This window comes from Paenarthrobacter sp. DKR-5, assembly GCF_018531425.1.
GTDB lineage: Bacteria > Actinomycetota > Actinomycetes > Actinomycetales > Micrococcaceae > DKR-5.
Map to the genome: position 1 here is coordinate 385265 of NZ_JAHBOI010000004.1, position 24822 is coordinate 410086.

General features: G+C 69.6%; 28 protein-coding genes. 19 read left to right on the plus strand and 9 right to left on the minus strand.

The genetic code is table 11. From position 1 onward, the window contains the following. Positions 1-82: 82 nt before the first annotated feature. Together KIH31_RS10985 and nucS are read right to left on the minus strand one after the other, a co-directional pair. Positions 83-286 carry a cold-shock protein gene (locus tag KIH31_RS10985; protein WP_214427146.1) on the minus strand — a complete coding sequence of 68 codons (204 nt, stop codon included), beginning with the start codon at positions 284-286 and terminating at the stop codon, positions 83-85. Positions 287-651: 365 nt separating this feature from the next. Further along, complete coding sequence (gene nucS / locus KIH31_RS10990; RefSeq protein WP_214427147.1) at positions 652-1347, minus strand: endonuclease NucS; 696 nt, start codon at positions 1345-1347, stop codon at positions 652-654. 86 nt (positions 1348-1433) lie between these two features. Here nucS and KIH31_RS10995 point away from each other — a divergent pair, with 86 nt between their 5' ends. Next, complete coding sequence (locus KIH31_RS10995; protein ID WP_214427148.1) at positions 1434-1766, plus strand: hypothetical protein; 333 nt, start codon at positions 1434-1436, stop codon at positions 1764-1766. Positions 1767-1775: 9 nt separating this feature from the next. After that, positions 1776-2561: an alpha/beta hydrolase gene (locus tag KIH31_RS11000; protein WP_214427149.1), complete on the plus strand. Its 786-nt coding sequence runs from the start codon at positions 1776-1778 to the stop codon at positions 2559-2561. 37 nt (positions 2562-2598) lie between these two features. Here KIH31_RS11000 and KIH31_RS11005 read toward each other — a convergent pair whose 3' ends face one another. Beyond that, the gene (locus tag KIH31_RS11005; RefSeq protein WP_374224871.1) at positions 2599-3897 is read right to left on the minus strand and encodes an AI-2E family transporter; all 1299 of its coding nucleotides are present in this window, start codon (positions 3895-3897) and stop codon (positions 2599-2601) included. Positions 3898-4104: 207 nt separating this feature from the next. Here KIH31_RS11005 and KIH31_RS11010 point away from each other — a divergent pair, with 207 nt between their 5' ends. The 9 genes from KIH31_RS11010 to KIH31_RS11050 all read left to right on the plus strand — a co-directional run bounded on the left by KIH31_RS11010 (position 4105) and on the right by KIH31_RS11050 (position 13244). Beyond that, a complete protein-coding gene (locus tag KIH31_RS11010) occupies positions 4105-5814 on the plus strand; it encodes a hypothetical protein (protein ID WP_307857625.1) in 1710 nt (569 codons plus the stop codon). Between the two features lie 84 nt (positions 5815-5898). After that, entirely contained in the window at positions 5899-6858 is a 960-nt protein-coding gene (locus KIH31_RS11015; RefSeq protein ID WP_214427151.1) for a tetratricopeptide repeat protein, read from the plus strand. A gap of 56 nt (positions 6859-6914) precedes the next feature. Further along, on the plus strand, positions 6915-8024 hold the full coding sequence (locus KIH31_RS11020) for an NADH:flavin oxidoreductase/NADH oxidase (RefSeq protein WP_214427152.1): 1110 nt from the start codon (positions 6915-6917) through the stop codon (positions 8022-8024). A 163-nt stretch (positions 8025-8187) separates the two neighbouring features. Beyond that, complete coding sequence (locus KIH31_RS11025; RefSeq protein WP_214427153.1) at positions 8188-8463, plus strand: hypothetical protein; 276 nt, start codon at positions 8188-8190, stop codon at positions 8461-8463. Positions 8464-8475: 12 nt separating this feature from the next. Beyond that, positions 8476-8817 (plus strand): CU044_2847 family protein, encoded by a 342-nt coding sequence (locus tag KIH31_RS11030; protein WP_214427154.1) that lies wholly within the window; start codon positions 8476-8478, stop codon positions 8815-8817. Between the two features lie 70 nt (positions 8818-8887). After that, positions 8888-9670: a glucosamine-6-phosphate deaminase gene (gene nagB / locus KIH31_RS11035; RefSeq protein WP_214427155.1), complete on the plus strand. Its 783-nt coding sequence runs from the start codon at positions 8888-8890 to the stop codon at positions 9668-9670. Between the two features lie 35 nt (positions 9671-9705). Continuing rightward, complete coding sequence (locus KIH31_RS11040) at positions 9706-10017, plus strand: DUF3039 domain-containing protein (protein ID WP_214427156.1); 312 nt, start codon at positions 9706-9708, stop codon at positions 10015-10017. Positions 10018-10083: 66 nt separating this feature from the next. Next, entirely contained in the window at positions 10084-11469 is a 1386-nt protein-coding gene (locus KIH31_RS11045; protein ID WP_214427157.1) for an MFS transporter, read from the plus strand. Further along, a complete protein-coding gene (locus KIH31_RS11050) occupies positions 11466-13244 on the plus strand; it encodes a DEAD/DEAH box helicase (RefSeq protein ID WP_214427158.1) in 1779 nt (592 codons plus the stop codon). Before KIH31_RS11045 ends, KIH31_RS11050 begins: the two co-directional genes overlap by 4 nt. 132 nt (positions 13245-13376) lie before the next feature. Here the strand turns inward: KIH31_RS11050 and KIH31_RS11055 are convergent, their stop codons facing one another. Both KIH31_RS11055 and KIH31_RS11060 read right to left on the minus strand, forming a co-directional pair. Beyond that, positions 13377-14006 carry a nicotinamidase gene (locus KIH31_RS11055; RefSeq protein ID WP_214427159.1) on the minus strand — a complete coding sequence of 210 codons (630 nt, stop codon included), beginning with the start codon at positions 14004-14006 and terminating at the stop codon, positions 13377-13379. Beyond that, a complete protein-coding gene (locus KIH31_RS11060) occupies positions 14003-15334 on the minus strand; it encodes a nicotinate phosphoribosyltransferase (RefSeq protein ID WP_214427160.1) in 1332 nt (443 codons plus the stop codon). Before KIH31_RS11060 ends, KIH31_RS11055 begins: the two co-directional genes overlap by 4 nt. Before the next feature lie 80 nt (positions 15335-15414). On the opposite strand from KIH31_RS11060, the gene clpS reads away from it, so the two are divergent. The 6 genes from clpS to rdgB all read left to right on the plus strand — a co-directional run bounded on the left by clpS (position 15415) and on the right by rdgB (position 19626). Beyond that, entirely contained in the window at positions 15415-15723 is a 309-nt protein-coding gene (gene clpS, locus KIH31_RS11065) for an ATP-dependent Clp protease adapter ClpS (RefSeq protein ID WP_214427161.1), read from the plus strand. Between the two features lie 10 nt (positions 15724-15733). After that, positions 15734-16288 carry a DUF2017 domain-containing protein gene (locus KIH31_RS11070; protein ID WP_214427162.1) on the plus strand — a complete coding sequence of 185 codons (555 nt, stop codon included), beginning with the start codon at positions 15734-15736 and terminating at the stop codon, positions 16286-16288. Positions 16289-16396: 108 nt separating this feature from the next. Further along, entirely contained in the window at positions 16397-17359 is a 963-nt protein-coding gene (gene murI / locus KIH31_RS11075) for a glutamate racemase (protein WP_214427163.1), read from the plus strand. Then, positions 17356-18153 (plus strand): MBL fold metallo-hydrolase, encoded by a 798-nt coding sequence (locus KIH31_RS11080; protein ID WP_214427164.1) that lies wholly within the window; start codon positions 17356-17358, stop codon positions 18151-18153. Before murI ends, KIH31_RS11080 begins: the two co-directional genes overlap by 4 nt. Positions 18154-18238: 85 nt before the next feature. Next, complete coding sequence (rph, locus tag KIH31_RS11085; RefSeq protein WP_250545813.1) at positions 18239-19006, plus strand: ribonuclease PH; 768 nt, start codon at positions 18239-18241, stop codon at positions 19004-19006. After that, on the plus strand, positions 19003-19626 hold the full coding sequence (gene rdgB / locus KIH31_RS11090; protein ID WP_214427165.1) for an RdgB/HAM1 family non-canonical purine NTP pyrophosphatase: 624 nt from the start codon (positions 19003-19005) through the stop codon (positions 19624-19626). The genes rph and rdgB overlap by 4 nt, the downstream gene beginning before the upstream one ends. On the opposite strand, the gene KIH31_RS11095 is transcribed toward rdgB, so the two are convergent. The 3 genes from KIH31_RS11095 to KIH31_RS11105 form a co-directional block, all read right to left on the minus strand. Next, positions 19623-20354: a VTT domain-containing protein gene (locus KIH31_RS11095; protein WP_307857626.1), complete on the minus strand. Its 732-nt coding sequence runs from the start codon at positions 20352-20354 to the stop codon at positions 19623-19625. The two genes, rdgB and KIH31_RS11095, sit on opposite strands and share 4 nt — an antisense overlap. 49 nt (positions 20355-20403) lie before the next feature. Next, a complete protein-coding gene (locus tag KIH31_RS11100) occupies positions 20404-21273 on the minus strand; it encodes an Fpg/Nei family DNA glycosylase (RefSeq protein ID WP_214427166.1) in 870 nt (289 codons plus the stop codon). An 81-nt stretch (positions 21274-21354) separates the two neighbouring features. Beyond that, complete coding sequence (locus KIH31_RS11105) at positions 21355-21945, minus strand: HAD family phosphatase (protein ID WP_214427167.1); 591 nt, start codon at positions 21943-21945, stop codon at positions 21355-21357. A gap of 159 nt (positions 21946-22104) precedes the next feature. On the opposite strand from KIH31_RS11105, the gene KIH31_RS11110 reads away from it, so the two are divergent. Both KIH31_RS11110 and KIH31_RS11115 read left to right on the plus strand, forming a co-directional pair. Next, positions 22105-23094, plus strand: a complete 990-nt coding sequence (locus KIH31_RS11110; protein ID WP_214427168.1) for an exonuclease domain-containing protein — start codon at positions 22105-22107, stop codon at positions 23092-23094. An 86-nt stretch (positions 23095-23180) separates the two neighbouring features. Continuing rightward, the gene (locus tag KIH31_RS11115) at positions 23181-23717 is read left to right on the plus strand and encodes a DUF4395 domain-containing protein (protein ID WP_214427169.1); all 537 of its coding nucleotides are present in this window, start codon (positions 23181-23183) and stop codon (positions 23715-23717) included. Here KIH31_RS11115 and KIH31_RS11120 read toward each other — a convergent pair. Next, positions 23698-24669 carry an ADP-ribosylglycohydrolase family protein gene (locus KIH31_RS11120; protein WP_214427170.1) on the minus strand — a complete coding sequence of 324 codons (972 nt, stop codon included), beginning with the start codon at positions 24667-24669 and terminating at the stop codon, positions 23698-23700. The genes KIH31_RS11115 and KIH31_RS11120 overlap by 20 nt on opposite strands. Positions 24670-24822 lie beyond the last annotated feature (153 nt).

Consider the following 24822-nt stretch of genomic DNA (forward strand, 5'->3'; position numbering starts at 1 on the left):
CAATGATCCCCGGTTCGAAAACCGGGGATCATCAATTTGCACACCCGGCTCCGAGGCGGAGCCAGGTCAGCGCGGGAATTACTTAGAGAACGGTCACACCGGTGGCCTGCGGGCCCTTGGCGCCCTGACCGATCTCGAACTGCACACGCTGGTTCTCGTCGAGGGTCTTGAAACCGCCGGTCTGAATCTCAGAGTAGTGAACAAACACATCGCCGTCAGAGTCATCGGGAGTGATGAAGCCGAAGCCCTTTTCAGCGTTGAACCACTTTACGGTTCCCTGTGCCATTTAATTTCTCCTCATAATGGATCTTTTTTAAGACCCACGCACCGTGCGTAAGTCTTGGGTTACTGAAGCGAGAAGAACCTGAACGGCCGGTGTCGGCCGTGGCCGGAACCGTTCCCCCAGAGAGCTTCACGCTCGCAACATGTCTCGCGAGCATGAATTCACACATACACAAAGACTTTGAATAGCTTGTCATGCCGTGCAGGACTGGTCAACGGAAGAACCGCGGATTCATCCAAATGTTAATCAAAATCCGTTTGGGACCGCCCTTTCGGGGTTTTTCGGCCCTTTCGGAGCCGGCCGGAAGGGTATATGCGGCCCAGCCGGGCCGCGGCAGCCGGAGGCGCCCGGTACTGCCGAATAGCGCTTTAGAAGAGGCGTGATTCGATGTCGTCCACGCCGCGCATCGCGTCGTAGTCGAGGGTGAGGCAGTCGATGCCTCGGTCGGTGGCGAGCACGCGCGCCTGAGGCTTGATCTGCTGGGCGGCGAACACCCCGCGGACCGGGGCAAGCAGCGGGTCGCGGTTGAGCAGGTCAAGGTAGCGGGTGAGCTGCTCCACGCCGTCGATGTCCCCGCGCCGCTTCAGTTCGACCGCGACCGTCCGGCCGTCGGCGTCCCGGGCGAGGATGTCGACCGGACCGATGGCGGTGGCGTATTCGCGCCGGATGAGGGTGTAGCCCTCGCCGAGGCGGTGGATCTGTTCGGCGAGCAGCCGCTGCAAGTCCGCCTCCACTCCGTCCTTGATCAGGCCGGGATCGGTGCCAAGCTCGTGGGAGGTGTCATGGATGGCCTCGTGGATGTTGATGACCAGCTTGTCGTCGCTCTTGCCAGCCTGTACCACCCAGACCTCGCTGACGCCGTCCGCCGCGTCCGCCTCCGACGGGTCGGTGACCCGGAGAGTGGCGGGCGGGCTCATCCAGTTCAGCGGCTTGTAGGAGCCGCCGTCGGAATGGACCAGGACCGAGCCGTCCGCCTTGACCAGCAGCAGCCTCGTGGCAAGCGGGAGGTGCGCGCGGAGGCGGCCGACATAATCAACTGAGCACTTGGCAATGACGAGACGCACAGAGAGCACTTTACCGTCTGCGGGGGCGCCGACCCGACCGCGGGCGCCGGCCGCGGCAACCCGGAGCCGTGAGGCAGAATGGGTAAATGCCCCGCTCCAACCGACCCCGCCGCGCTGCCGACAACGGCACGCGCAGCAAGTGGGGTCCGGTGCCCGAACTGGACCTGGAGCGGGCCCGCGCCGGCTTTCCCCGCCGCGAAAGTGCGCCCGACGGCGAATGGTCCGTGCGGACCATCACCGCCCGGAACGCCGCCAAGGAGTACCGCTGTCCCGGCTGTGAGCAGATCATCGCCCCCGGAACGGCACATCTGGTGGTGTGGCAGGAGGACTCCCTGTTCGGCTCCGAGACAGCGCTGGCCGACCGCCGGCACTGGCATGAGCGCTGCTGGCGCACCCGGCGGTTCGGCTACCGCCGATAAGATCGGTGCATGACTTTCGATCCCTCCGCTTTCGACTGGACCGAGCCGGCCGAGCCGACCGAGATCCGTGCCGCCACCGTGCTCCCGGCACGGCGCGAGAACATCGAGCTGCACACAGCGGACGGACTGACCCTGGTGGGGGAACTGGCGCTGCCGGAGGACGCCGAGCCCAAGGCGACCCTGGTGACGCTGCACCCGCTGCCCACCCATGGCGGCTTCATGGACTCGCATGTCTTCCGCAAGGCCTCCTACCGGCTGCCCGCGCTGGCTGACATCGCGGTGCTGCGGTTCAATACCCGCGGCACGTCCTCGCCGCGCGGGCAAAGCCAGGGCCGTTTCGAGGAAGGGGTGGGGGAGCGCGCGGACCTCGAGGCCGCGGTCCGGTTCGCCGCCGGCCGTTCGCTGCCGCACCTGTGGCTGGTGGGCTGGTCCTTCGGCACCGAGCTGGTGCTCAAGTACGGGGCGCTCGAGCCGGCCGCGCCGCTGGTGGACGGGGCGGTGCTGCTGTCCCCGCCGCTGCACCGTGCCGGGGACAGCGACCTGGACCTGTGGGCGCACTCGGGCAAGCCGATGACAGTGCTGGTGCCCGAATTCGATGACTACCTGCAGCCCGCCGAGGCGCAGGAGCGTTTCGCCCGGGTTCCGCAGGCAAAGGTCATCGGCGTGGACGGGGCGAAGCACCTGTGGGTGGGGGAGAAGTACGCCTCGCGCGCGCTGGCGGAAATTGTCCGGGCCACCGGCGGGAACCCGGACCTGCCCGCAACCTGGGCCGGCAAAGTCAGCTCGGCTGCGTAAGAGGCCGAACGGCAGCGGGCCGGATGCCCGCTACGGCCTACTGCTGGTCCTGGCGGGCGATGAAGACTTCCTTGAGCAGCAGCAGCACAGCCGCCGCCGTCGGGATCGCGATCAGCGCGCCCAGCACACCGAGCAGGCTGCCGCCCGCGATCACGGAGATCACCGCGACCGAGCCGGGCACTGCGACGGCGCGTTGCATGATGCGCGGCGAGACGAAGTAGGCCTCGAACTGCAGGTAGGCGAAGTAGAGGATGGCGAAGAACAACGCCGTCTGCCAGCCCGCCGTCAGGCTGACCAGGCTTACCGTGACGCCGGCGATGACGCCGCCGACGAGCGGAATGAAGGCCAGCAGCGCGACGACGAACGCCAGCAGCGAGCTGAAGGGCACATTGAGGAAGGTCATCACGATGAAGGCGAAGGTCGCGTTCAGCACCGCCACGACGGCCTGGCCCATCACGTAGTTGCCGACGCCGGCGGTGATTTCCTCGGAGAGCTTTTCCACGCGGGCCCGGCGCGAGCGCGGCGCCAGACGGTAGGCCCATTTCTTCATCGACGGCAGGGCGGCAAGGAAGTACAGGCTCAGCACCAGCACGACGAGGGCGCCGAAGAGCCCGTTGGCAATGGTGGTGCCGACGCCGAGCACGCCGCCGGCGATGCCGCCCACCGCCGCGGAGTTCTGCAGGAACTTGTTCAGCTCCTCACCGACGCGCTGGCTGACATGGAACTGGCTGTCCGCGGACTTGAAGAAGTCCGAGGCGAGGAAGTCGTTGATCCAGGTGGGTGCCTTTTCCACCAGCTGGGAGGTCTGGTCGATGATGGTGGGGATCAGAGTGGCGAAGAATCCAGCCACCAGGCCCAGCAGGACCAGCAGGGTGAGCGCGATACCCGCGGGCCGCGGGACCTTGCGGGCCTCGAGCCAGCGCACGACCGGGTCCAGTCCGAGCGCAATGAAGAGAGCAGCGAGGATCCACAGCAACAGCTGCGTGGTGCTGGTCATGATGAAGTAGAGCATCAGGGCCGCGCCCACGCCTACGGCGGCCATGAAGCCCAGGTAAATGGGGTTCTGCAGCGAGACCTTGGTATGGCCGCCTTGCTGCAGGCCGGGGATGTCGACGGCGACATGTTCGGCGCCGGAGCCGTCCCCCACGGGCGGCATCTCGAAGCGGATCCGGGGCTGGGCGCCGGGAATCGGGCGGCGGAGCTTGATCAGGACGCTGTCGAAGACTCCGGGCTTGGCGTGCGGATGGCCCTCGTGGGCGGCATGCTCCTGAGCTGCGGGCGCCGGACCGGCTTGGCCGTGCCGGTCGCCGTCATGGGGGCTGTTCTCGCTCGTCAACTGTTTCGCTGCCTTTGCATCTTCAGTCGGGTGGCGCCCGGGCGCCGCGGCATCGGCCCGCGCAGGCGGCCCAATCCCGCCAGAGTATCAGCCGGTCCCGGCGCCGGTGCGGAGGGCCCGCGGGCGCCGGCGAACGGCCCCAACTAACAGCAAAGTAACAAAACCGTTACCATTGATAGGTCCCGCCGACGAATGATAGGTATTTTTGTGCGCACCAGACTTCCAGTTGCCCTGGCCCTCGTGGGCCTCGTGCTCCTTATCCTGGGGATCGGCCAACGTACGTGGTGGACCCCGGCCGATACTGTTACCGCTGCGTCCCCGAAGGACGCCAAGGCCGCCCCGCTGACCGTCATCGACGGCGCCACCCGCGACGTGCGCTCCGGCACCGTCACGGTGACTGTCAAGGCCCCCGGCAGTTTCGTTGTCGCCGCCGGGCGCACCGACGACGTCAATGCCTGGGTTGACGGCGCCGCGCACAACACCATGACCGGCGCCTCGGCGGACCTGAAGTCGCTGCAGGAGAAGTACACGGCCGGTGACGCCAAGGCACCCAACCCTTCCGGCGCCGACCTCTGGGAACATGAGGAGTCGGGCAACGGCGAGCTCAAGTACACCTGGAACCTGCCCGCGGACGGCAACTGGTCGCTGCTGGTCGCCTCCGACGGAACAGCTCCGGCCCCGTCGGACATTTCGGTGACCTGGCCCAACGACAATTCCACCCCCTGGGCCGTGCCGCTGATCGTGCTCGGCGTGATCGCCCTGCTCGCCGGCATCGCCCTCTTCCTGCTCGGCCGCCGTGGCGGAGGCCCCCGGCGCGGTAACGGCGGCCGCGCTGCCTCCGGTGCGCCGCGCACTGCATCCGGTCCCGGCGCTGCATCCGGTCCCGGCACCGGGGGGTCCGCACCCAGCGCGTTCAGCGTCCGCCGGGCCGCAGCCGGGGGAGCGCTTGCCCTGGTGCTCGGCGGCACCACCCTGGGCGGTTCCGTGGCGCAGGCTGCCACCACGCCCGCGCCGTCCCCGTCCGCCGCCAGCCCGGCTCCCGCCGCTCCCGTCGTGACCGACAGCCAGCTCGCGCGCATCCTTGAGCAGACGGCAGGGGTCGTGGCCAAGGCCGACGCCGCCAAGGATGCCGGGCAGCTCAAGCCCCGGGTTGCCGGGGTGGCGCTGGAGACCCGGTCCGCGAACTACAAGATCCGGTCCAAGGTCGGCAGCTACCAGCCGGCGGCCCCCGTCTCGGCCACGAAGCTGCTCACCAGCGTGATCAGCACCAAGCGTGAGTGGCCGCGCGACGTCGTCGCCGTCACGCAGGGCCCGAACAACACGGTGCCGCAGTTGTTGACCCTGGAGCAGACCGGCCCCCGCGAGAACTACCAGCTGGTGGGTGCCTCGCCGTTGCTGCCGGGCATGACCTTTCCGAACGCCAAGCCGGAGGGTGCCGACGTGCTGCAGCCCGGTGATGCCGCCGGCTTGAAGATTTCGGCCAAGCAGGCTCTTGACGGACTGGGGGACAGGCTGACTTCGGCCGGAAGCTCCTGGGCGGACAAGATTGCCGACAACGCCTATGTGAAGGACACGCTCTCCTACGAGCAGGCTCTGGTCAAGAGCACCGCCAACGGCAAGCTCAGCTTCAGCCACAAGCCAGTGGAAAAGGACACGCGCGTCTTCCGCACCGCCGACGGCGGGGCCCTCGTGGTGGGGCACCTTGAGTTCGGCATTGACGGCACTCCGAAGAATTCCGGCGACAAGCTCGTGGTGAACGACGACGCCGCGGCGCTGGCCGGTGCGAAGGAAAGCACCACCGGCATGGAGCTCACCTTCGGTGAGTCAGTGATGGTGTACGTCCCGCCGGCCGGTTCCAACGACAAGCTCCAGGTTGTCGGCGCAACGCGCGGCCTGGCCGGAGCCAAGTTCAAGTAGGCAGTCCGGACCCGTCGCTGGATGCGGCGCGGCAGAAGGGCGGTCCGGAGGTATCCGGGCCGCCCTTCTGGGTAGAGTGGGAGCATGAGCGTGCCCGGATCCCGTCCTGCCAATCCTGCTGCCGCGTCGGCCTCGTTGAACCTGCGCGGAGCGGTCGACCTGTCCTCCCTGAAGACCCCGCGCACGCCGGCCTCCGCGCCTGCCGCCGGCGAGGCCCCGGGAGGCAGCGGTCCGGTCGAGGTGACCGAGCAGAACTTCCCTGACCTGGTCCAGCTCTCCAACCGCGTCCCCGTGGTGATGAACCTCTGGGCGCCCGTGTCGCCGCAGAGCTCGCAGTTGACGGACGTCCTGCAGAAGGTGGCCGACGAGAACCCGGGACGGATCCTGGTCGGCAGCGTCGACGCGCAGGCTTTCCCCCAGATTGCCCAGGCCTTCCAGGCGCAGAGCGTGCCGACGGTAGTGGCGGTCCTCAAGGGCCAGCCGGTGCCGCTGTTCCAGGGACCCGTGCCGGAGGAGCAGATCCGCAGCTTCTTCGCGGAGCTGCTCAAGGTTGCCGAGGCCAACGGGGTCTCCGGCACGCTGGACGAAGCGCCGGCCGGCGGGGAGGAACAGCCGGCACCGCTGCCGCCGCTGCACCAGGACGCCTATGACGCAATCGAGGCGGGGGACTGGGCCGGGGCTGCGGAGGCCTACCGGAAGGCCCTGGCCGAACAGCCCGCGGATGCGGACGCCAAAGCCGGCCTGGCCCAGGTGCAGCTGATGCAGCGGGTGGAGCAGGTCTCGGCGCAGGACGCCGCGGCGCTGCGCACCGCCGCCGCCGAACAGCCCGATGACCTGCAAACCCAGCTCAGTGTGGCGGACCTGGACCTCGTCGGCGGCCACGTGGAGGACGCGCTGGACCGCCTGGTCGGCTTCATCGCCCGCAATTTCGGCCCGGAGCGTGAGACGGTGCGGCTGCGGCTGCTGGAGCTGTTCGACGTCGTCGGAGGATCGGACCCCCGGGTCGCCAAGGCGCGCGCTGCTCTCGCGCGGGCCCTGTTCTAAGCGGCCCGCAGCACCCCTCGGGAATGCGGGAGCGGCCGCCAGTGTTAGCGTGAACTGTGAGTAACTCGGTCCCGGCCCTTTTCCGTCCGCTGTCCCTCCGGTCGCTTGAGCTCAGCCACCGCGGCTGGGTTTCGCCCATGTGCCAGTATTCGTGCGACCCCGTGGCCGCGCCAGGCGTGCCCCATGACTGGCACCTGGTCCATCTGGGGGCGTTCGCCACCGGCGGCGCGGCCTTGGTCATGACCGAGGCCGCCGCGGTCAGTCCAGAGGGGCGCATCAGCCCCCGCGACGCGGGCCTGTGGAATGACGATCAAGCCGAAGCCTGGCAGCGGATCACCTCCTTCGTGCACCGCTTCAGCTCTTCCGACGCCAAGATCGGGGTGCAGCTCTCCCACGCGGGCCGCAAGGCATCGGTGTACTGGCCCTTCGCCGGGCGTTCCGGCACTGTCCCGGCCGACGACGGCGGCTGGAGCACCCTCGGGCCCACGACGTCGGCCTTTGAGGGCTACGCTGCGCCGCAGGCCATGACCGAGGCGGACATCCGGGGCGTGATCCAGGACTTCGCGGACGCCGCCGACCGGGCCGTCCGGGCCGGGTTCGACACGATCGAACTCCACGGCGCCCACGGCTATCTGCTGCACCAGTTCCAGAGCCCGCTCGTAAACACCCGCACCGACGCCTGGGGCGGGGACGAAGAGGGCCGCAGCAGGCTCACGCTTGAGGTCATCGACGCCGTGCGTGCCCGGATTCCCGACGGGATGCCCCTGCTGCTGCGCATCTCCGCCAGCGACTGGGCCGAGGGAGGCATCGACGGCGACAGTTCGGTGCGTCTGGCCCGCCGGGCCAAGGAGCACGGCGTGGACCTGGTGGACGTCTCCACCGGCGGCGCGGTGGCCGGCACCAGGATTCCCGTCGGCCCCGGCTACCAGACCGGCTTCGCTGCCCAGGTGCGCCGCGAGGCGGGCATTGCCGTAGGCGCCGTCGGGCTCATCACGTCCGCCGTGCAGGCCGAACACATCGTCGCAACAGGCCAGGCCGACGGCGTCTTCCTGGCCCGGGCGGCCCTGCGCGATCCGCACTGGTGGCAGCGGGCCGCCTTCGAACTGGGCTACAGCCTTGAGTGGGCTCCGCAGTACGAGCGCGCCGCCGCACGTTCCGTCTACTGAGCTGAAACTCCCGCCGGTGAACCGCCCGGCGTCGCGCTAGGGTCCTAAGGCCTAGATCGTCCGAGCGCGGCTCCGGCATACTCAAAGTGAATCCCCTGGACGCCACGCGGCAGAAGCTGCGCGTGCTCCCGGGCCTTTGTGACCCAGTGAGGCGGGATGCTCGATGAAGACTCTGACCCCCCATGCCCACCACGGACGCCAGCTGACCAGTACGGCCGTCCGGCGCCAGCGGCACGCCCAGTCGCCGCAGGTGCCGTTCTGCAGCCGGTGCCAAAGTGACGAGTACCTGATCGTGGAAAGCTACACTCCGCCGCGCGTCCTGCGGGACGGCACCACCCGGGCTGCCAGCGCGAGCTACACCTGCGGCCGGTGCGAGCAGTTCAGCGGCCACGAGGTGCCGTCCTCCTGGCAGCCGCCGGGCTGGTTCTGGTACGCGTAACGGGAGGCGCGCATGACCGAAGTGATGCGCTACGAGGTTGGCTCCGGAGTGGTGCTGGTCGAGGTCGAGGACAACAGCTACGGGGTGGAGCACCCGTTGCGCAATGAGCACGGCATCGTCGACGCCGGACGGCGGTTCGAGGATGCGCTCTCGGTCGTGCGTTCCATCGCGCGTGCCACCGTGGAATCCCTCAGCGAATTACCGGCGGGGAAAGTGGAAGTCCAGTTTGGCGTGAAGCTCGCCGGCGAGGCCGGAGCCTTGGTGGCCAAGTCCAGCCACGAGGGTCATTTCGCGGTGAAGCTCAGCTGGTCGCCCGAAGCCATGATCGGCGCCGGCCAGCCGGAGCCCGAATAGCTGCTGCTCCCGGGCTCGCCGGCGGTGTCCAGGGAAGGCGGACGGCAACCGGCGGGAAGGAAGGTGCGGCATGGAAGTGGTCATCCTGCCCGGCGCGAAGCAGATCGGCGCGCTCGCGGCCGACGTCGTCGAATCGCTGCTGGCGCGCAAGGCGGACGCCGTCCTCGGCCTGGCCACCGGTTCCTCGCCGCTGCCGGTCTATGACGAGCTGGTGCGGCGGCACCGGGAGCAGGGCCTGAGCTTCGCCGGCGCCCGCGTCTTCACTCTGGATGAATACGTCGGGCTTGCTCCGGACCACCCTCAGTCCTACCGGGAGGTGATCCGCCGCGACTTCACCGACCGGATGGACCTGCCGGCGGACCGCGTCCTCTGCCCCGACGGCGCCGCACAGGACCTGCCTGCTGCCTGCCTGGAGTACGAGGCGGCTATCCGGTCGGCGGGAGGAGTGGATGTGCAGCTGCTGGGGGTCGGCACGGACGGGCACATCGGGTTCAACGAGCCCGTCTCCTCGCTGTCCTCCCGGACCAGGATCAAGACGCTGCTGGAGCAGACGCGCCGGGACAACTCCCGTTTCTTCGGCGGCCTCGAGCACGTGCCCAGGCACGTGGTCACGCAGGGGCTGGGGACCATCCTGGAGGCGCGGCACATCGTCCTCGTGGCGGCGGGGGCGCGCAAAGCGGAGGCGGTCCACGACTTCGTCGAAGGCCCCGTTGCGGCGATCTGCCCCGCATCCGTGCTCCAGTTGCACCCCCACGTGAGCGTGCTGGTCGACGCCGCAGCCGCCTCCGCGCTGCAGCTCTCCGAGTACTACCGGCACAGCTACAACGGCAAGCCGGCATGGCAGGGGCTCTAGCCGGGCGCCGGAGGGGCACGCGTAGAATGGCACGCATGAGCATGCCACCGGATCCCTTCGAAAACGACCCCCAGCGGGAAGCCTCCGGCCCCGGTTCCTCCACCGCCGTCATCGAGCGCGAGGAACTGCGCGAGGAAGTCGAGCCGGGGGACCGCGAGCGGTTCGCCCACTACGTACGCAAGGAAAAGATCATGGAGTCGGCCCTGTCCGGCGAGCCCGTGATCGCCCTCTGCGGCAAGGTCTGGGTGCCCGGCCGGGATCCGCAGAAGTTCCCGGTCTGCCCCGAGTGCAAGCAGATCTACGAAGGCCTCCGCCCGGGCAAGGACGATTCCGGCTCCGACAAGTAAGTGGCCGTTTGGGGGAAAATCCGTGCCCTCCGGGCCGCACGTGGGGGCGCGGAGGCGCCGGGCCTGATGGGCGCCGAGCACCGGGGGCTCGTGATCGGGCTGCTGGCCATTGTCACCTGCACGGCGTTCGAAGCGATGGCCGTGGCGACCGCCATGCCGGTGGTCGCTGACGAACTTCACGGCCGCTCCAGCTACGGGCTGGCCTTTTCGATGTACCTGACGGCCTCGCTCGTGGCGACGGCGTCCGCCGGAGTCTGGTGCGACCTGAAGGGCCCGCGGCCGTCGCTGCTGACCGGGCTGGTGCTGATGTGCTCCGGGCTTGTGGTCTCCGGCGCAGCAGCCGACTTCACCCTGCTCACGCTCGGCCGCATGGTGTCCGGCCTGGGCGGCGGGTTCCTGATTGTGCCGCTCTACGTCATCATCGGCCAGGCACTCCCGCCGCGGCTGCAACCGACCTTGTTCGGCTGGTTCTCCGCGGCGTGGGTCGTCCCCTCGCTCGTGGGCCCCTACATTGCGGGGCTGCTGGCCGAACACGTCTCCTGGCGCTGGGTGTTCTTTGGCGTCGCTCCCTTCGTGCTCGGGGCGGTGGGCCTGGTCTGGTCGACGGTGCGCCGGCTCGGACCGCCCGCGGAGCCCTCGACGGACCCGGCGGCGGGCGGCCGGCGCGCGCTGCTGGGCCTGGTGCTTGCCGTCGGAGTGTTCGCGGGGCAGTGGGCGGCCCACGACGCGGCTGGCGGGGCGGGGGCATGGAGTCTTTTGCTCGGTGCTGCGGGCCTGGCCGCCGTCGTCCTCGCCGCCCCGCGGCTGCTGCCGGCCGGCACCTTCCGGCTGCGCCGGGGCCTGCCGAGCGTGGTTGTCGCCCGCGGCCTGCTCACCCTGGCGTTCTTCGGGGCGGAGGCGTTCGTGCCGCTGATGCTCGTGAGCACGCGCGGCATCGAACCGTCCGCCGCAGGGCTGGCGCTCACCGGGGGCGCCGTCGGCTGGACGCTCGGCTCGGTCACGCACGCCCGGATCCGGCGCGGCAAGGACTGGATGCTCCGGCTGGCTCCGGTGCTGCTGGCGGTGACGCTTTCGCTGATGGCGCTGGCTGCATGGCCGTCGCTGCCGGGCTGGATCCCGGGGCTGGTCTGGGTCGGTTCCGGCTTTGCGATGGGGGTGGCGCTCTCGCGCACCTCGGTCCTCGTGCTGGAGCTCTCCAACGAGCAGGACAGGGGGCGGAATTCGGCTTCTCTGCAGCTGGCCGATATGCTCGGTGGAGTGATTGGAACTGCTGGAGCCGGGACTGTGTACGCGCTGCTGCGGAATCCGATACAACCTTCTGAGGCCGGAGTTTACGTAGTGATTTGGGCAATACTGGCCTTCTTTGCGGCGCTTGCCGCTGTCGCGGGCTTCCGCATCCCCGGCGGTGCCGCACCCCTCGCCGCCGGTTCGGACAAGGCAGCCGCGGCGTGACGGAAACCCTCTTCGGCTCGGGCCCCACCCTGCCTCCGGCCTACCCGGAACGGGCCGCCTGGGGGACCGCCCCCAAACTGCGCGCCTGGCAGGCGGAGGCCCTGGATCGGTACCTGAACATGGCCCCGCAGGACTTCCTCGCGGTGGCGACGCCGGGCGCCGGTAAGACGACCTTCGCGCTGCGCGTCGCCTCCCTGCTGCTGGAGCGCGGCACCATCAACCGGGTGACCATCGTGGCCCCCACCGACCACCTCAAGCGCCAGTGGGCCGACGCCGCGGCACGTGTCGGCATCTCCATCGATCCGAACTTCAAAAACGCGGACGGCCGGCACGGCGCGGACTTCATCGGCGTCGCGGTCACGTACGCGCAGGTGGCCAGCAAGCCGATGCTGCACCGCGCCAAGACCGAGGCCGCCCGCACCCTGGTGATCCTGGATGAGATCCACCACGGCGGCGACGCGCTGTCCTGGGGCGACGGCATCCGTGAGGCCTTCGAGCCCGCCTCCCGCCGGCTGGCCCTGACGGGTACCCCGTTCCGGTCCGACACGGCGGCCATCCCGTTTGTCGAATACGCCGAGGACAAGGACGGGATCCGGCGCTCGCGGGCGGACTACACGTACGGCTACGGTGCCGCCCTGAAGGACCATGTGGTCCGGCCCGTGATGTTCATGGCGTACTCCGGCCAGATGCGCTGGCGCACCAGCGCGGGCGATGAGATGGCAGCGACCCTGGGCGAGGCTGTCACCAAGGACATCACCGCGCAGGCCTGGCGGACCGCCCTGAACCCGACCGGCGAATGGATCCCGGCCGTCCTCGCCGCAGCCGACAAGCGCCTCACCGAGGTGCGCCGCGCTGTTCCCGACGCCGGCGGCCTGGTCATCGCCACCGACCACGACGACGCGCGGGCCTACGCGGGCCAGCTCAAGCGCATCACCGGGGAATCGCCGACAGTGATCCTCTCTGACGACGTGGGCGCCTCGCAGAAGATCGAAGACTTCTCCGCGGGGGAGCAGCGCTGGATGGTTGCCGTCCGCATGGTGTCCGAAGGCGTGGACGTGCCACGCCTCGCCGTCGGCGTGTACGCGACATCGACTGCCACACCGTTGTTCTTCGCCCAGGCCGTCGGCCGCTTCGTCCGTGCCCGCAAACGCGGCGAAACGGCATCGGTCTTCCTGCCGTCCGTGCCGAACCTGATGGCGCTCGCGAACCAGCTCGAACTCGAGCGCGACCACGCCCTGGACCGGCCGGTCAACGAGGACGCCGAGGACTTCGCACTCGAGGACGCCCTCATGGAGGAGGCCAACCGCGAGGAAAAGGCCTCCGACTCCCTGACGAAAGGCAAGTACGAGGCGCTCGAATCGCAGGCCTCCTTCGACCGCGTGCTCTTCGACGGCGGCGAATTCGGCACCGGCGCCGAGGTCGGCAGCGAGGACGAGCTGGACTTCCTCGGCATCCCGGGCCTGCTGGACGCCGAACAGGTCGGCCTGTTGCTGCGCCAGCGCCAGCACGAGCAGCAGAGCCGGCGCAAGAAGACGCCGGGCGCAGCGCCGGCTCCGGAGGCTCCCGCCGTCGTCGACCACCGCATGCTCAAGGAGCTCCGCGCCGAACTCGCCAAGAACGTGGCGGCCTGGGCTGCGCGCTCCGGGATGCCGCACGGGTTGGTGCACAGCGAGCTTCGCCGGCTCTGCGGCGGCCCCGCCGTCGCGCAGGCCAACGAGGCGCAGCTGCAGGACCGGCTCAAGAAGCTCCAGGACTGGTTCATCGGCCGCAAGTAGCCGCGGCCTGCCCGTGGGGAACACGGACGTGACCGTGAGGAACCCGGACGGGCGTTAGCGAAGTTCCGCTATCGCCGGTCCGAGTTGCCAACGCCGCTGCGCGAAGCCGGTTCGCCGGCCCGCCGCCCCGGCTCAGACGATGTCCACCCCGGCGTCTTCGAGTTCTTCAAGCGCCGCCTCGGTGGTGTCTTCGGCGACGCCGGCGGTCAGGTCCCGCACCACCGTGGTCGAGTAGCCGGCCTGGACGGCGTCAAGCGCGGTGGCACGCACGCAGTGGTCCGTCGCCAGCCCGACCACCACCACCTCGTCCACCTCGTGCTGCTGCAGCCAGTCGTCCAGGCCGACGGCGTCCTCGTCCTCTTCCTCGCCGGCCTGGACGGCGGCCCCGACGCGGCGGTCCCCGGTCGGCACCTCCTCATCCGGGGCGAGCAGGCCCTCGAAGCCGGAATACGCGGCCTCGAAACGGCCCTTACGGAAGAACGCCTCGACATGCTCGGTGTCGAAGTCCGGGTGGGTCTGTGCGCCGTCCGACCCGGCCACGCAGTGCACCGGCCAGCTGTTCACGTAGTCAGGGTTTTCGGAGAAGTGGCTCCCCGGGTCCACATGCCAGTCCTGCGTGGCCACAATGTGGTCGAACTCGTCGTAATGCTCTTCGATGTACTCGCTGATCCGGCCTGCGACGTCCGCGCCCCCGGTCACCGCCAGCGATCCGCCTTCGCAGAAGTCGTTCTGCACATCCACCACGATCAGGGCACGGGTCATGACTGCTCCTCGAATTCGGTCGGCAGGGCCGGCTCGCCCCGCTGCAGGCGGCGGACCGCGGCGGGCAGTTCGGCCATCGTGTCGGCATGGCGCTGCGCTGCGCGGCGCACGCCCTCCGCGCCGGTCCAGCCCGGCAGCAGCTCGCCGTCCCGGACGAACTGGTGCAGCAGCGAGCGGTCGTCGCCGTCGTCGATCGGGCGGTGCGCGACGCCGATGACCTCGGCCTGGGCGGTGCCGTGCTCGTCAAGGCGGCGCAGCGCGTACTTGCGGCCGCCGTGGGAAATCTTGTTGGGGGAGGTCTTCGCGACCGAGACCAGCGGGCCGCCGTCGTCCGCGCGGGCCACCAGCTTGTACACCATGCTGGCGGTCGGCGCGCCGGAGCCGGTGACCAGGGAGGTGCCGACGCCGTACGCGTCCACCGGCGCCGAGGCGAGCGCCGCGATGGCGTGCTCGTCCAGGTCAGAGGTGACAGTGATCCGCGTGTTGTGGTTCCCGAGCGAGTCCAGCAGGGCCCGCACTTCCCGCGCCTGCGTGAGCAGGTCCCCGGAGTCGAGCCGGACGCCGCCGAGTTCCGGCCCGGCCAGCTCGACCGCCGTCCGCACCGCGGCGGCGACGTCGTAGGTGTCCACGAGCAGCGTGGTTCCCTTGCCGAGAGCGTCGATCTGCGCCGCGAACGCGTCCCGCTCGGTGTCGTGAAGCAGCGTGAAGGAGTGGGCGGCGGTGCCGACGGTCCGCACCCCGTAGCGCAGGCCGGCCTCGAGGTTGGAGGTGCTGGCGAATCCGGCGATGACGGCGGCACGGGCGGCCGCGACGGCGGATTCCTCCTGCGTGCGGCGCGAGCCCATCTCGATGCAGGGCCGGCCGGCGGCGGCCGTCGTCATCCGGGAGGCGGCCGAGGCGATCGCGCTGTCATGGTTGAGCGCCGAGAGCACGAACGTTTCCAGGATGCACGCCTCGGCAAAGCTGGACTCGACGATCAGGATGGGGGAGTAGGGGAAGTACGCGTCGCCTTCGGCGTAGCCGTAAATGTCCCCGGAGAAGCGGAAGCCCGCGAGGTACTCAAGCGTCGCGTCGTCCACCACGTGCGTCCGGGCGAGGAAATCCAGTTCCTCGGGCCCGAAGCGGAAGTTCGCCAGGCCCTCGAGCAACCGCCCGGTGCCGCCGACGATGCCGTAGCGGCGGCCCTCCGGAAGGCGCCGGGCGAAGACCTCGAACACCGACCGGCGGTGGGCGGCGCCGGAGCGCAGGGAGGCCTGCAGCATGGTCAGTTCGTAGTGGTCCGTGAACAGGGACGTCCTGGGCGGTGCCCAGCCGGCTGAGGTAGTCACCCTGACCACTTTAGTGGCGGAGCGCCGGCGCTGAGTAGCGCCGGGGCGGCCGGCCAGCGGGGACGACCTAGAATGGATCAATGACCGTCAGCACCGCGCCCTCCGAAGACCTGCGGCAGGAGACCAGCAGCGAGGAACTGACAGCCAGCGACGTTCCGTGGGTTGTGATCGTTTGGAACGACCCCGTCAACCTGATGAGCTATGTCAGTTATGTCTTCCAAAGCTACTTCGGCTACTCCGAGGCGAAAGCCCACGAGCTGATGATGCAGGTGCACACGCAGGGCCGCTCGGCCGTCGCCTCCGGCAGCCGCGAAAAAATGGAGCAGCACGCCGTCGCCATGCACTCCTACGGGCTGTGGGCGACCATCCAGAAGCAGGACCAGCAGTGAGGATTTCCTAGTGGCCAAGGCCTTCAAGTACGGGCTCAAGGGCATCACCGGATACCTGGAACCGGCGGAGCGGGACCTGCTCCGGAACCTCTTCGACGACGTCATCGAGATGCTCGAACCCGCAACCCCGGCCCACCAGGACCCGCTCGCTGCGCTGGTCGGGTTCGATCCGGACGTGGCCGAGCCGACGGACGCCGCGCTCAAGCGGCTGCTGCCCAATGCCGTGCGCGACGACGACGCAGCGGCCCTCGAGTTCCGCCAGCTCACGGAGCGCTCGCTCCGGGAGACGAAGATCGGCGCGCTCCGGGCGGCCGCGCTGGGTCTGGACGCCAAGCAGCTCACGCTCAGCCAGAACGATGCGCGGCTCTGGGCGATGGCCCTCAACGACGTGCGCCTGGTGCTGGCCGAACGCCTGCAGATCAAGGACGAGAAGGACGCCGAAGCGATCAACGCCATGATGGACTGGAGCCAGGCCAAGGACGTGGACAGTTATCTGGCGCTGGTCTACAACTTCGTCTCCTGGCTGCAGGAGTCCCTCGTCCAGGCGATGCTGCGCAGCCTGTAGGTCCTCCCGTCGCCGCGGCAGCCCGCCGCACCGCGGCGACACGTGTGACAAACGGAACGTGGCCCAAAGTTAACCTTGGCGGCGAAGACAAACTATTCTCGTTAGATCATGAGCTCAGCTGCGATGGAGGGCCGACGGGAGCGTGGAAACTCCGCGCCGATCGGCATATTCGATTCCGGCGTCGGTGGTTTGACCGTCGCACGTGCGGTCATTGACCAGCTTCCCAACGAGTCGATCCTCTACGTCGGGGACACCGCCAACGGGCCCTACGGCCCGCTGCCGATCGCCGAGGTCCGCGCCAACGCGCTGGGCGTGATGGACGAACTGGTGGACTCGGGCGTGAAACTGCTCGTGATCGCCTGCAACTCCGCCTCGGCGGCCGTGCTGCGCGACGCGCGCGAGCGGTACACCGCCCGCTACGGCATCCCCGTCATCGAGGTCATCCAGCCGGCCGTGCGCCGCGCGGTGGCGGCCACCCGCACCGGCCGCGTCGGCGTGATCGGGACCTCGGCCACTGTCGGTTCCCGGGCCTACGAGGACACTTTCGCCGCTGCGCCGGATCTGCGCATCACCTCGGCCGCCTGCCCCGACTTCGTGCATTACGTCGAGGCCGGGATCACCTCGGGCCCGGAACTGCTTTCCGCTGCCGAGGGATACCTCGCGCCGCTGCGCAGTGCCGGCGTGGACACGCTGGTGCTCGGCTGCACCCACTATCCGCTGCTGACCGGCGTCATTTCCTACGTCATGGGCGAGCAGGTCACCCTGGTCTCCAGTGCGGAGGAGACGGCCAAGGACGTCTACCGGGCGCTCGTCTCGCACGGACTGGAGCGCACCGACGCCGCCGCACCGAAGCACCATTTCATTGCCACCGGGGACGCAGCCCAGTTCGAAGTCCTGGCCCGCCGGTTCCTCGGCCCCGAGGTCCTCTCCGTCGAACACGTGGACCATGTGGCGGCCCACTATCCGACCGGGAGCATGGCCCGCATCACGCCGGAGATGATCGCCGCGGCCCGGGCCGACGGCGGGCAGGCCCGCATCTCCAACTTCGTCGCGCACGGCGCCACCCCATGAAGCTGACCATCGTCGGCTGCAGCGGCTCGTTCCCCGGCCCGCAGTCGCCGGCGTCGTGCTACCTGCTGACGGCAAACGACGGCGACCGCACCTGGCGCGTGCTGCTGGACCTCGGCAGCGGCGCCCTGGGGGCGGTGCAGCGTTACCTGGACCTGCAGGACATTGACGCCATATTCCTCAGCCACCTGCATCCGGACCACTGCATGGACCTGTGCGGCCTCCACGTGGCGGTGCGCTGGGACCCGCAGGGCTGGAAGGCGGGGCGGGTCAAGGTCTGGGGCCCGGCCGCGACGGCGGACCGGATCGCCACCGCGTACGGCCTGGATCTGGAGCCGGGGATGCGCGAGGAATTCGATTTCAGGAACTGGGCCGAGCGCACGCCGGTGCAGGTGGGCCCGTTCCGGGTCACGCCGTACGCGGTGAACCACCCGGTTGAGGAAGCGTACGCACTGCGGGTGGAGACCACCGAGTGGGACGGCACCGGCGTCCCCCGGGTGACCACCCTGGCCTACTCCGGGGACACCGACTCGTGCCCGGCCCTGGTGGACGCCGCACGGGACGCGCACCTGTTCCTGTGCGAGGCCGCCTTCCAGGAAGGGCGCGACGACGGCATCAGCGGCGTGCACCTGACGGGCAAGCGCGCCGCCGAGGCCGCTGCCGAGGCCGGGGCCCGGCGGCTGCTGCTGACCCACCTGCCGGTCTGGACCGATGCGGCCACGGTGCTCGCCGAGGCCCGGCCCGCGTTCGACGGCGGCCTCGCGGTCGCGGTGGCAGGCGTCCACTACCACATCTGAAGCCGGCACCCGGGCCCGGGGCCGGGCACGGCTCCCTGCCCCAGGCCCGGGCCCGGCGTGCCGGGGCGGCCGATAAGCTGGAGGCATGACTTCAGCCGACACGTCCTCCGAGACCACCGTGATCCGCGCCGACGGGCGCACCCCGACACAGCTGCGCCCGATCAGCATCACCAGGGGCTGGTCCAAGCAGGCGGAAGGATCCGCGCTGATCGAGTTCGGCAACACCCGGGTGCTGTGCACCGCGTCCTTCACCGAGGGCGTGCCGCGCTGGCTCAAGGGCGAGGGCCGGGGCTGGGTCACCGCCGAGTACGCGATGCTGCCCCGGGCCACCAACACCCGCTCCGACCGCGAATCGGTCAAGGGCAAGATCGGCGGCCGCACGCACGAAATCTCCCGGCTGATCGGGCGTTCGCTGCGCTCGATCATCGACACGAAGGCCCTCGGCGAGAACACCGTGGTGCTGGACTGCGACGTGCTCCAGGCTGACGGGGGCACCCGGACGGCGGCGATCACCGGCGCCTACGTGGCACTGGCGGAAGCGCTGCGCTGGGCCAAGGAGAAGAAACTGGTCGCGCGCAACGCAGAGCCGCTGGTCGATACCGTTGCGGCGGTGAGCGTCGGCATCATCGACGGCATCCCGATGCTGGACTTGCCGTACATCGAGGACGTGCGCGCCGAGACCGACATGAACGTCGTGGTGACCGGATCGGGCAAGTTCGTGGAAGTCCAGGGAACCGCCGAGGGAGCGCCCTTCGACCGCGCCGAACTGGATGCGCTGCTGGATCTTGCGCTGCTGGGGACGGCCCAGCTGGCGGACATCCAGCGCGACACCCTCGAAGAGGGCCGCCCGTGAGTGCCCCGCGGCTGGTGCTGGCCACCCACAACAAGGGAAAACTGCGCGAGCTGCGGGACCTGCTCCGCGGCCAGGTCCCGGGACTGGACGTGGACACCGAGGTGGTGGACGCGCCCTCCGTCGGGGCCCCCGACGTCGCCGAGACGGGCGTGACCTTCGCTGAGAACTCGCTGCTGAAGGCCAAGGCGGTCGCCAAGGCAACCGGGCTGGTCGCGATTGCCGACGATTCGGGTCTGGCCGTGGACGTACTCGGGGGTGCCCCCGGAATTTTTTCGGCCCGCTGGGCCGGCCGGCACGGCGACGACGAGGCCAATCTGCGTTTGCTGCTGGCACAACTGGCAGACATCTCGGAGGAACACCGGGGCGCGGCCTTCGTCTGCGCGGCCGCGCTGGCGCTTCCCGGCGAGCACGCCTCCACCGTCGTGGAGTACGGCCAACTGGAAGGCACGCTGCTGCGCGAGCCGCGCGGTGCTCACGGGTTCGGCTACGACCCGATTCTGGTGCCGAAGGGAATGGACCGCAGCTGCGCGGAGCTCAGCCGCGAGGAAAAGAACGCCATCAGCCACCGGGGCCAGGCGTTCCGGGCACTGCTGCCGGCGATTGTCGAGGCGCTGGGTTAGCGGTCCAGCTCGGAGGGTTCCTCCGCGGCCGTTTCCTGTGCCGCCGATGCCCGGCCGTTGCGGCGGGCCTTGAACAGCTCGAGGCCGATCGGGATGACCGAAACGAGCACGATCACGATGAAGATCAGGTCGATGTTTTGTCCCACCCAGGTGAACTGCCCCAGCCAGAAACCCAGCAGCGTCACGCCCACGCCCCACAGCAGGGCTCCCACCGCGTTGTAGACAATGAAGGTCCGGTAATGCATGCGGGCCACGCCGGCGACGACGGGAATGAAGGTCCGTACGATCGGCACGAAGCGGGCGAGGATGATTGAGCGCCCGCCGTACTTGACGAAGAAGGCGTGCGCCTTGTCCACGTATTCCTGCCGGAACAGCCTGGATTCGGGCTTGTTGAACACAGCCGGGCCCGCCTTCCGGCCGATCAGGTAGCCGGCCTGGTCGCCGGCGAATGCGGCGACGAAGGCAGCGGCGCCCAGCAGGAAGATGTTGATGTGGACCGTTCCGGTGGCCACCAGCAGCCCGGCGGTGAACAGCATCGAGTCGCCCGGCAGGAAGAATCCGACCAGCAGCCCGGTCTCGGCGAAGAGCACCGCGCACACCACGAGCACAATCCACGGCGCCAGGGCCGGGTCGCGCAGGAAGACGTTGGGGTCCATCCAGCCCGGCAGGAGGCCGGCGGAGGGGTGGACGGCGCCGAGGGCGGCCAGGACGTGCGCGGAGGAAGTCACCCTTAAAGCCTACGGCACCGGCCACCCGGCTCCTCCGGGCGGTCCTGTACTACTTCAGGAAGCGCGAGGTGCGGCGGTCGGCCAGCAGTCGGCCGGAGGTCTGGCAGGTGGGGCAGTACTGCAGCGACGTGTCGGCAAAGGAGACTTCACGCACCGTGTCCCCGCAGACCGGGCAGCTCTCGCCGGTGCGTCCGTGCACGCGCATGCCCGAACGCTTGGCGTCCTTGAGCGAGTTCGGTGGCTTTCCGGCCGCCGCCTCGATGGCGGTGCCAAGCACCTCGCGCAGGGACTGGAACAGCCGGCGCCGCTCCTCGTCTTTGAGTCCGTTGGCCAGCGCGAAGGGCGAGAGCCGGGCGGCGTGCAGGATCTCGTCGCTGTAGGCGTTGCCGATGCCTGCGATGATGCCTTGGTTCCGCAGCAGCCCCTTGATCTGTCCGTGGTGGGCGGTGAGGAGTTGGTCGAACTCCTCCTGCCCGAAGGCAGGGTCGAGCGGGTCCGGGCCCAGGCTGGCGATCCCGGGGACGTCCTGCGGCTTGGCCACCACGTAGATTGCCAGGCGCTTCTTCGTCCCGGCTTCGGTCAGGTCGAACCACGCAGGGCCGCCTGCCGTCGCCAGACGGACGCGCAGTGCTGTCGGCCCGCGCCCGGGCCGGGGGAGCGTGCCCGGCTCGCCCTCGGCAAAGCGCAGCCAGCCGGCCTTGGCCAAATGGAAGACGAGGTAAAGTCCGTCGGCGTCGAGGGCGACGAACTTGCCGAAGCGCAGTGCGCGCTGCACCCGGCGACCCTCGAGTTCGGTGTAACGGGGCTCGACCGTCTTCAGGGCGGCAATCGCCAGCACGCTCACAGTCTCGATCTCGGCCCCGGCGAGCTCGGCGTCGAGGAAGCGGACAAGACCTGCGACTTCCGGAAGCTCGGGCATGGCATTATCTTGCCGTGTTTTGCCCGCGGCGCCCAGTGCGGTATCCAGTGCGGTGTGCGGCGCGGGGCTTGCGCCGCCGGGTCAGAGGCCGATCTCGCGCTGCAGGTCAATGCCGGGTGTGTGCAGGATGGCGCGCATACCCAGGGCCGCCGCGGCATCCACGTTCTCTTGTTTGTCGTCCACGAAGGTCACCTGCTCCGCGGGAACGCCGAGCGCGGCCAGCACGTGGTCGAAGACCCGCGGATCAGGCTTGATGAGTCCGAGCCGTGAGGAGAAGAACAGGTGCCGGAAATACCGGGACCACGCGGCGCCGGAGAACTCGTCGGCCATCGCCGAGGGCATGTTCGACAGCAGGGCCAGCTGCTCGCCGCGCGCGCTGAGGCCCTCGACCACATCCAGGGTGTCGAGGTTGCAGTGGGACCACGCGTTCGCGTCGAGGGCGTCCAGGCTGCCCGCGAGGCCTACGCCCGCTTCGCGGCCGAGCACCCGGCTCCAGTACTCCTCGGAGCTCAGCCGTCCGGCGTCGAACTCGGTGCGGTGCGTCCAATAGGGGCTCTGCGCATCCTGGACGTCGAGACCGCAGGCTTCCCGCAGAGCCTGCCAGTCCTCCTCGCCGGGTGCCTCGGAAATCACCATGCCGTAGTCGAACACGTACCATTGCGCCGTTTCCATGGGGTCAGCGTAGTGCCGCGCGTGCGGCTGTTGAAGGCCGCGCGCGTGAACAGTGGGTTAAGTCCCGGCCGGCTCCCAGCTCCAGACGGAGGGCGCGATTGGCCGGAGCGGCCGTGTTCCTGAGCCGAAGCCGCCCGTGCGGCCGGTACCCTTGGGGGCGTGGGTCTGGAGTTTACCGCTATCGATTTTGAGACAGCCAACGGGTTCCGCGGTTCTCCCTGCTCGGTCGGCCTGAGCAAGGTCCGCGACGGGAGAATCGTTGAAGAGGGTTATTGGCTGATGCGTCCGCCGGCCGGTTACGACCGGTTCGAGGCACGCAACATCGACATCCACGGCATCACCCCCGACGACGTCGCGTCGCACCCGCGCTTTGGTGATGTCTTTCCGGAAATCGGCGGCTTCATTGGCGGCGACGTGCTGGTAGCCCACAACGCGGCGTTCGACCTCGGGGTCATCCGATCGGCCCTGGAAGTCTCCGACATGGCAGGCCCGGCCTACGACTACGCCTGCACGGTGGTGCTGTCCCGCCGGAGCTACTCGCTGCCGTCGTATTCGCTGCCGTTCGTGGCCGAGGCGGCAGGGGTGCCGCTGATGAACCACCACGACGCCGTCGAGGATGCCCGGGCGTGCGCCGGCATCATGATTGACATTGCCCGGCGCAACGGAGCGGACAGCATTGCCGGGGTTTTCGCCTCGATGCAACTGTCCCAGGGCCGGCTCGAGGCCTACCGGCCGGGGCTCGACGAGCTGTCCAAGTCCACCCGGACGGAACTGCTCCGGCGGTCCGCCCCCGCAACCTGGACGGGGTGGCCCGACGAGGGGATCAACCCGCCCGCCAACCCTGCCGCGGACCGCAGCCACCCGCTGTTCGGGCAGACAGTGGTGTTCACGGGCAACCTTGGGATGCCGCGTGCCCATGCCAAGGAACGCGCGGCCGCCCTCGGGGCCCAGCCGGCGAGTTCGGTGACCCGCAGGACGACCGTCCTGGTGGTTGGCGACGGTTTCACCGCCGCGGACCTGCGGTCCGGGAGGGTGACCACGAAGGCCCGTCGCGTGCTCGAGCTGCACCAGCGCGGCCAGCAGATCGAGGTGCTCTCCGCAGCGGAATTCCTGCAAATGCTCGGCGGCGAGTGGCCCGCTGCTGTCTGAACCGGGCCCGGGGAGCCCTGCGGGCCAACTGTCACAGTGCGCAACATTTCTTCCCGGGCGCCGCGGCGCGCGCCTAGCCTGACTGTATGACCCAGTTGCGCGAACGCCCCGATTTCATCTCGCTCGAACCCCGCAGCTCGCGGGCGCGCCGGATCTTCGCGTTCCCGAACCCCGTGAACGAATACGCCGCCCGCGTCACCGCCGGCATCGTGGTCGTGCTCGCCCTCGCCACGCTGTTGACGGGCCAGGGCTGGGGGCTGGTGCTCATCGCCGGCGGCTTCATACTCCGCGTGCTCTTCGGCCCGCGCATCTCACCGGCGGCGCTGCTCTCAACGAAGGTGATCACCCCGCGCCTGGGCAAGGTCAACCTCGTGGCCGGGCCGCCGAAGCGCTTCGCACAGGGCATCGGCGCGGTACTGTCCACCGCTGCGGCGGTCCTCTACCTGACGGGAGTCCCCGTGGCCGCCTGGGCGCTCACGGCTGTGCTCATCATCGCGGCGTCGCTGGAGGCGTTCGTCGGCCTGTGCATCGGCTGCGTGGTGTTCGGCCGGCTCCAGCGGGCCGGCGTCATCCCGGAGGACGTCTGCGAGGCCTGCAACAACATCAGCCTTCGACGCCGGTAGCCTTCAGCAGCTCCTGCGCCATGGTGCGCACCACTTCCGCACCCTCCAGGGCTGCCAGCCCGTCCGCGGGCAGGCAGCCCTCGCCGTAAAAGGCACCAAGCAGGCTCCCGGCCATCACGGCGGCTGCCGCATGGGCGGGCCCCGCCTGCGACGCGAGCCGGACAGCGTCCAGGAAATGCTGCGCCGGCTCCGCGCCGTCGGTCGCTAGGACGGCATGGATGGCGGCGGCCAGCGGCTCGGCGCAGAATGAGGCCGCAGCAGGTGCGTCTGCATCCGTGCCCGTGTCCGCCGCATCGACCGCGTCCTGCAGCGCCCCCAGCACGCCGTCCGCACCGGCCTGGCCGCCGAGGTACTCCTCAACCCTTGCGACACAGGCACGGAGGCTGCCCGTACCTTCCACAGCGGCATGGATGAGCAGGCTGAACGCTGCGGCGGATTCGCGGTCCGAGGCATCGCCGTGGGTGAGGGCGGCGCCGTTGCTGCTCAGCCGCGCGACCATGGCGGCGTCGAGCCGGGAAACCAGCCCGAAAGGTGCCGAGCGGACTGCCGCGCCGCTGCCGCGCGCGCCGGCATTCAGGGGCCGGCCGGTGCTTCCCATCTCGCCGGTGGCCAGCGCGCTCACGCACAGCGGGTCCGCGGCCGTTGGCCGCCGCACCGCTTCCTGGCCGTCGAGCCAGCGTGCCGGCGGCACCGGCGCCGAGGACGGAGCGCGGTGGCCCTGCGCGGTGAACCAGCGCAGGTAGGCCAGCCAGAGGCAGGCGGTCTCGTCGGCGGCCACGCCCTGGTTGGCCCAGTCCAGCGCCTCCACCAACCCGTCCACGGTATAGAGCGCCAGTTGGGTGCCCGCGGCGAACCGGCGCCCGCCGTCGTCGGCCGTCTGTGCGGCGGCCTCGGCGACAGCGCCGCCGAGCAGGCAGCCGTGGACCCGGGAGGCGGTGGTGGGCTCAACCATGGGATGTCCTTCCTGCGGCCCCCGGGCCGGGACGGTTTTCGAATGTTCCGCAGCCAAATTTACCGGCAGGGCGGCAGGACCCTCGACAACGGGGGCGAACCGGAGCAGGCTGGGAGTGCGTTCTTGTCCAGGGCGGGCGGTCCGGTCTCGCGG

Bases quoted from the DNA above. Each gene is read 5' to 3' on its own strand.
- KIH31_RS11115 (WP_214427169.1), top strand. From the start codon at position 23,181: ATGACCCAGTTGCGCGAACGCCCCGATTTCATCTCGCTCGAACCCCGC.
- rph (WP_250545813.1), top strand. From the start codon at position 18,239: ATGACTTCAGCCGACACGTCCTCCGAGACCACCGTGATCCGCGCCGAC.
- KIH31_RS10995 (WP_214427148.1), top strand. From the start codon at position 1,434: ATGCCCCGCTCCAACCGACCCCGCCGCGCTGCCGACAACGGCACGCGC.
- KIH31_RS11045 (WP_214427157.1), top strand. From the start codon at position 10,084: ATGGGCGCCGAGCACCGGGGGCTCGTGATCGGGCTGCTGGCCATTGTC.
- KIH31_RS11040 (WP_214427156.1), top strand. From the start codon at position 9,706: ATGAGCATGCCACCGGATCCCTTCGAAAACGACCCCCAGCGGGAAGCC.
- KIH31_RS10985 (WP_214427146.1), bottom strand. From the start codon at position 286: ATGGCACAGGGAACCGTAAAGTGGTTCAACGCTGAAAAGGGCTTCGGC.
- murI (WP_214427163.1), top strand. From the start codon at position 16,397: ATGAGCTCAGCTGCGATGGAGGGCCGACGGGAGCGTGGAAACTCCGCG.
- KIH31_RS11015 (WP_214427151.1), top strand. From the start codon at position 5,899: ATGAGCGTGCCCGGATCCCGTCCTGCCAATCCTGCTGCCGCGTCGGCC.
- KIH31_RS11030 (WP_214427154.1), top strand. From the start codon at position 8,476: ATGACCGAAGTGATGCGCTACGAGGTTGGCTCCGGAGTGGTGCTGGTC.
- KIH31_RS11000 (WP_214427149.1), top strand. From the start codon at position 1,776: ATGACTTTCGATCCCTCCGCTTTCGACTGGACCGAGCCGGCCGAGCCG.
- KIH31_RS11105 (WP_214427167.1), bottom strand. From the start codon at position 21,945: ATGGAAACGGCGCAATGGTACGTGTTCGACTACGGCATGGTGATTTCC.
- KIH31_RS11120 (WP_214427170.1), bottom strand. From the start codon at position 24,669: ATGGTTGAGCCCACCACCGCCTCCCGGGTCCACGGCTGCCTGCTCGGC.
- KIH31_RS11100 (WP_214427166.1), bottom strand. From the start codon at position 21,273: ATGCCCGAGCTTCCGGAAGTCGCAGGTCTTGTCCGCTTCCTCGACGCC.
- KIH31_RS11055 (WP_214427159.1), bottom strand. From the start codon at position 14,006: ATGACCCGTGCCCTGATCGTGGTGGATGTGCAGAACGACTTCTGCGAA.
- KIH31_RS11080 (WP_214427164.1), top strand. From the start codon at position 17,356: ATGAAGCTGACCATCGTCGGCTGCAGCGGCTCGTTCCCCGGCCCGCAG.
- clpS (WP_214427161.1), top strand. From the start codon at position 15,415: ATGACCGTCAGCACCGCGCCCTCCGAAGACCTGCGGCAGGAGACCAGC.
- nagB (WP_214427155.1), top strand. From the start codon at position 8,888: ATGGAAGTGGTCATCCTGCCCGGCGCGAAGCAGATCGGCGCGCTCGCG.
- KIH31_RS11025 (WP_214427153.1), top strand. From the start codon at position 8,188: ATGAAGACTCTGACCCCCCATGCCCACCACGGACGCCAGCTGACCAGT.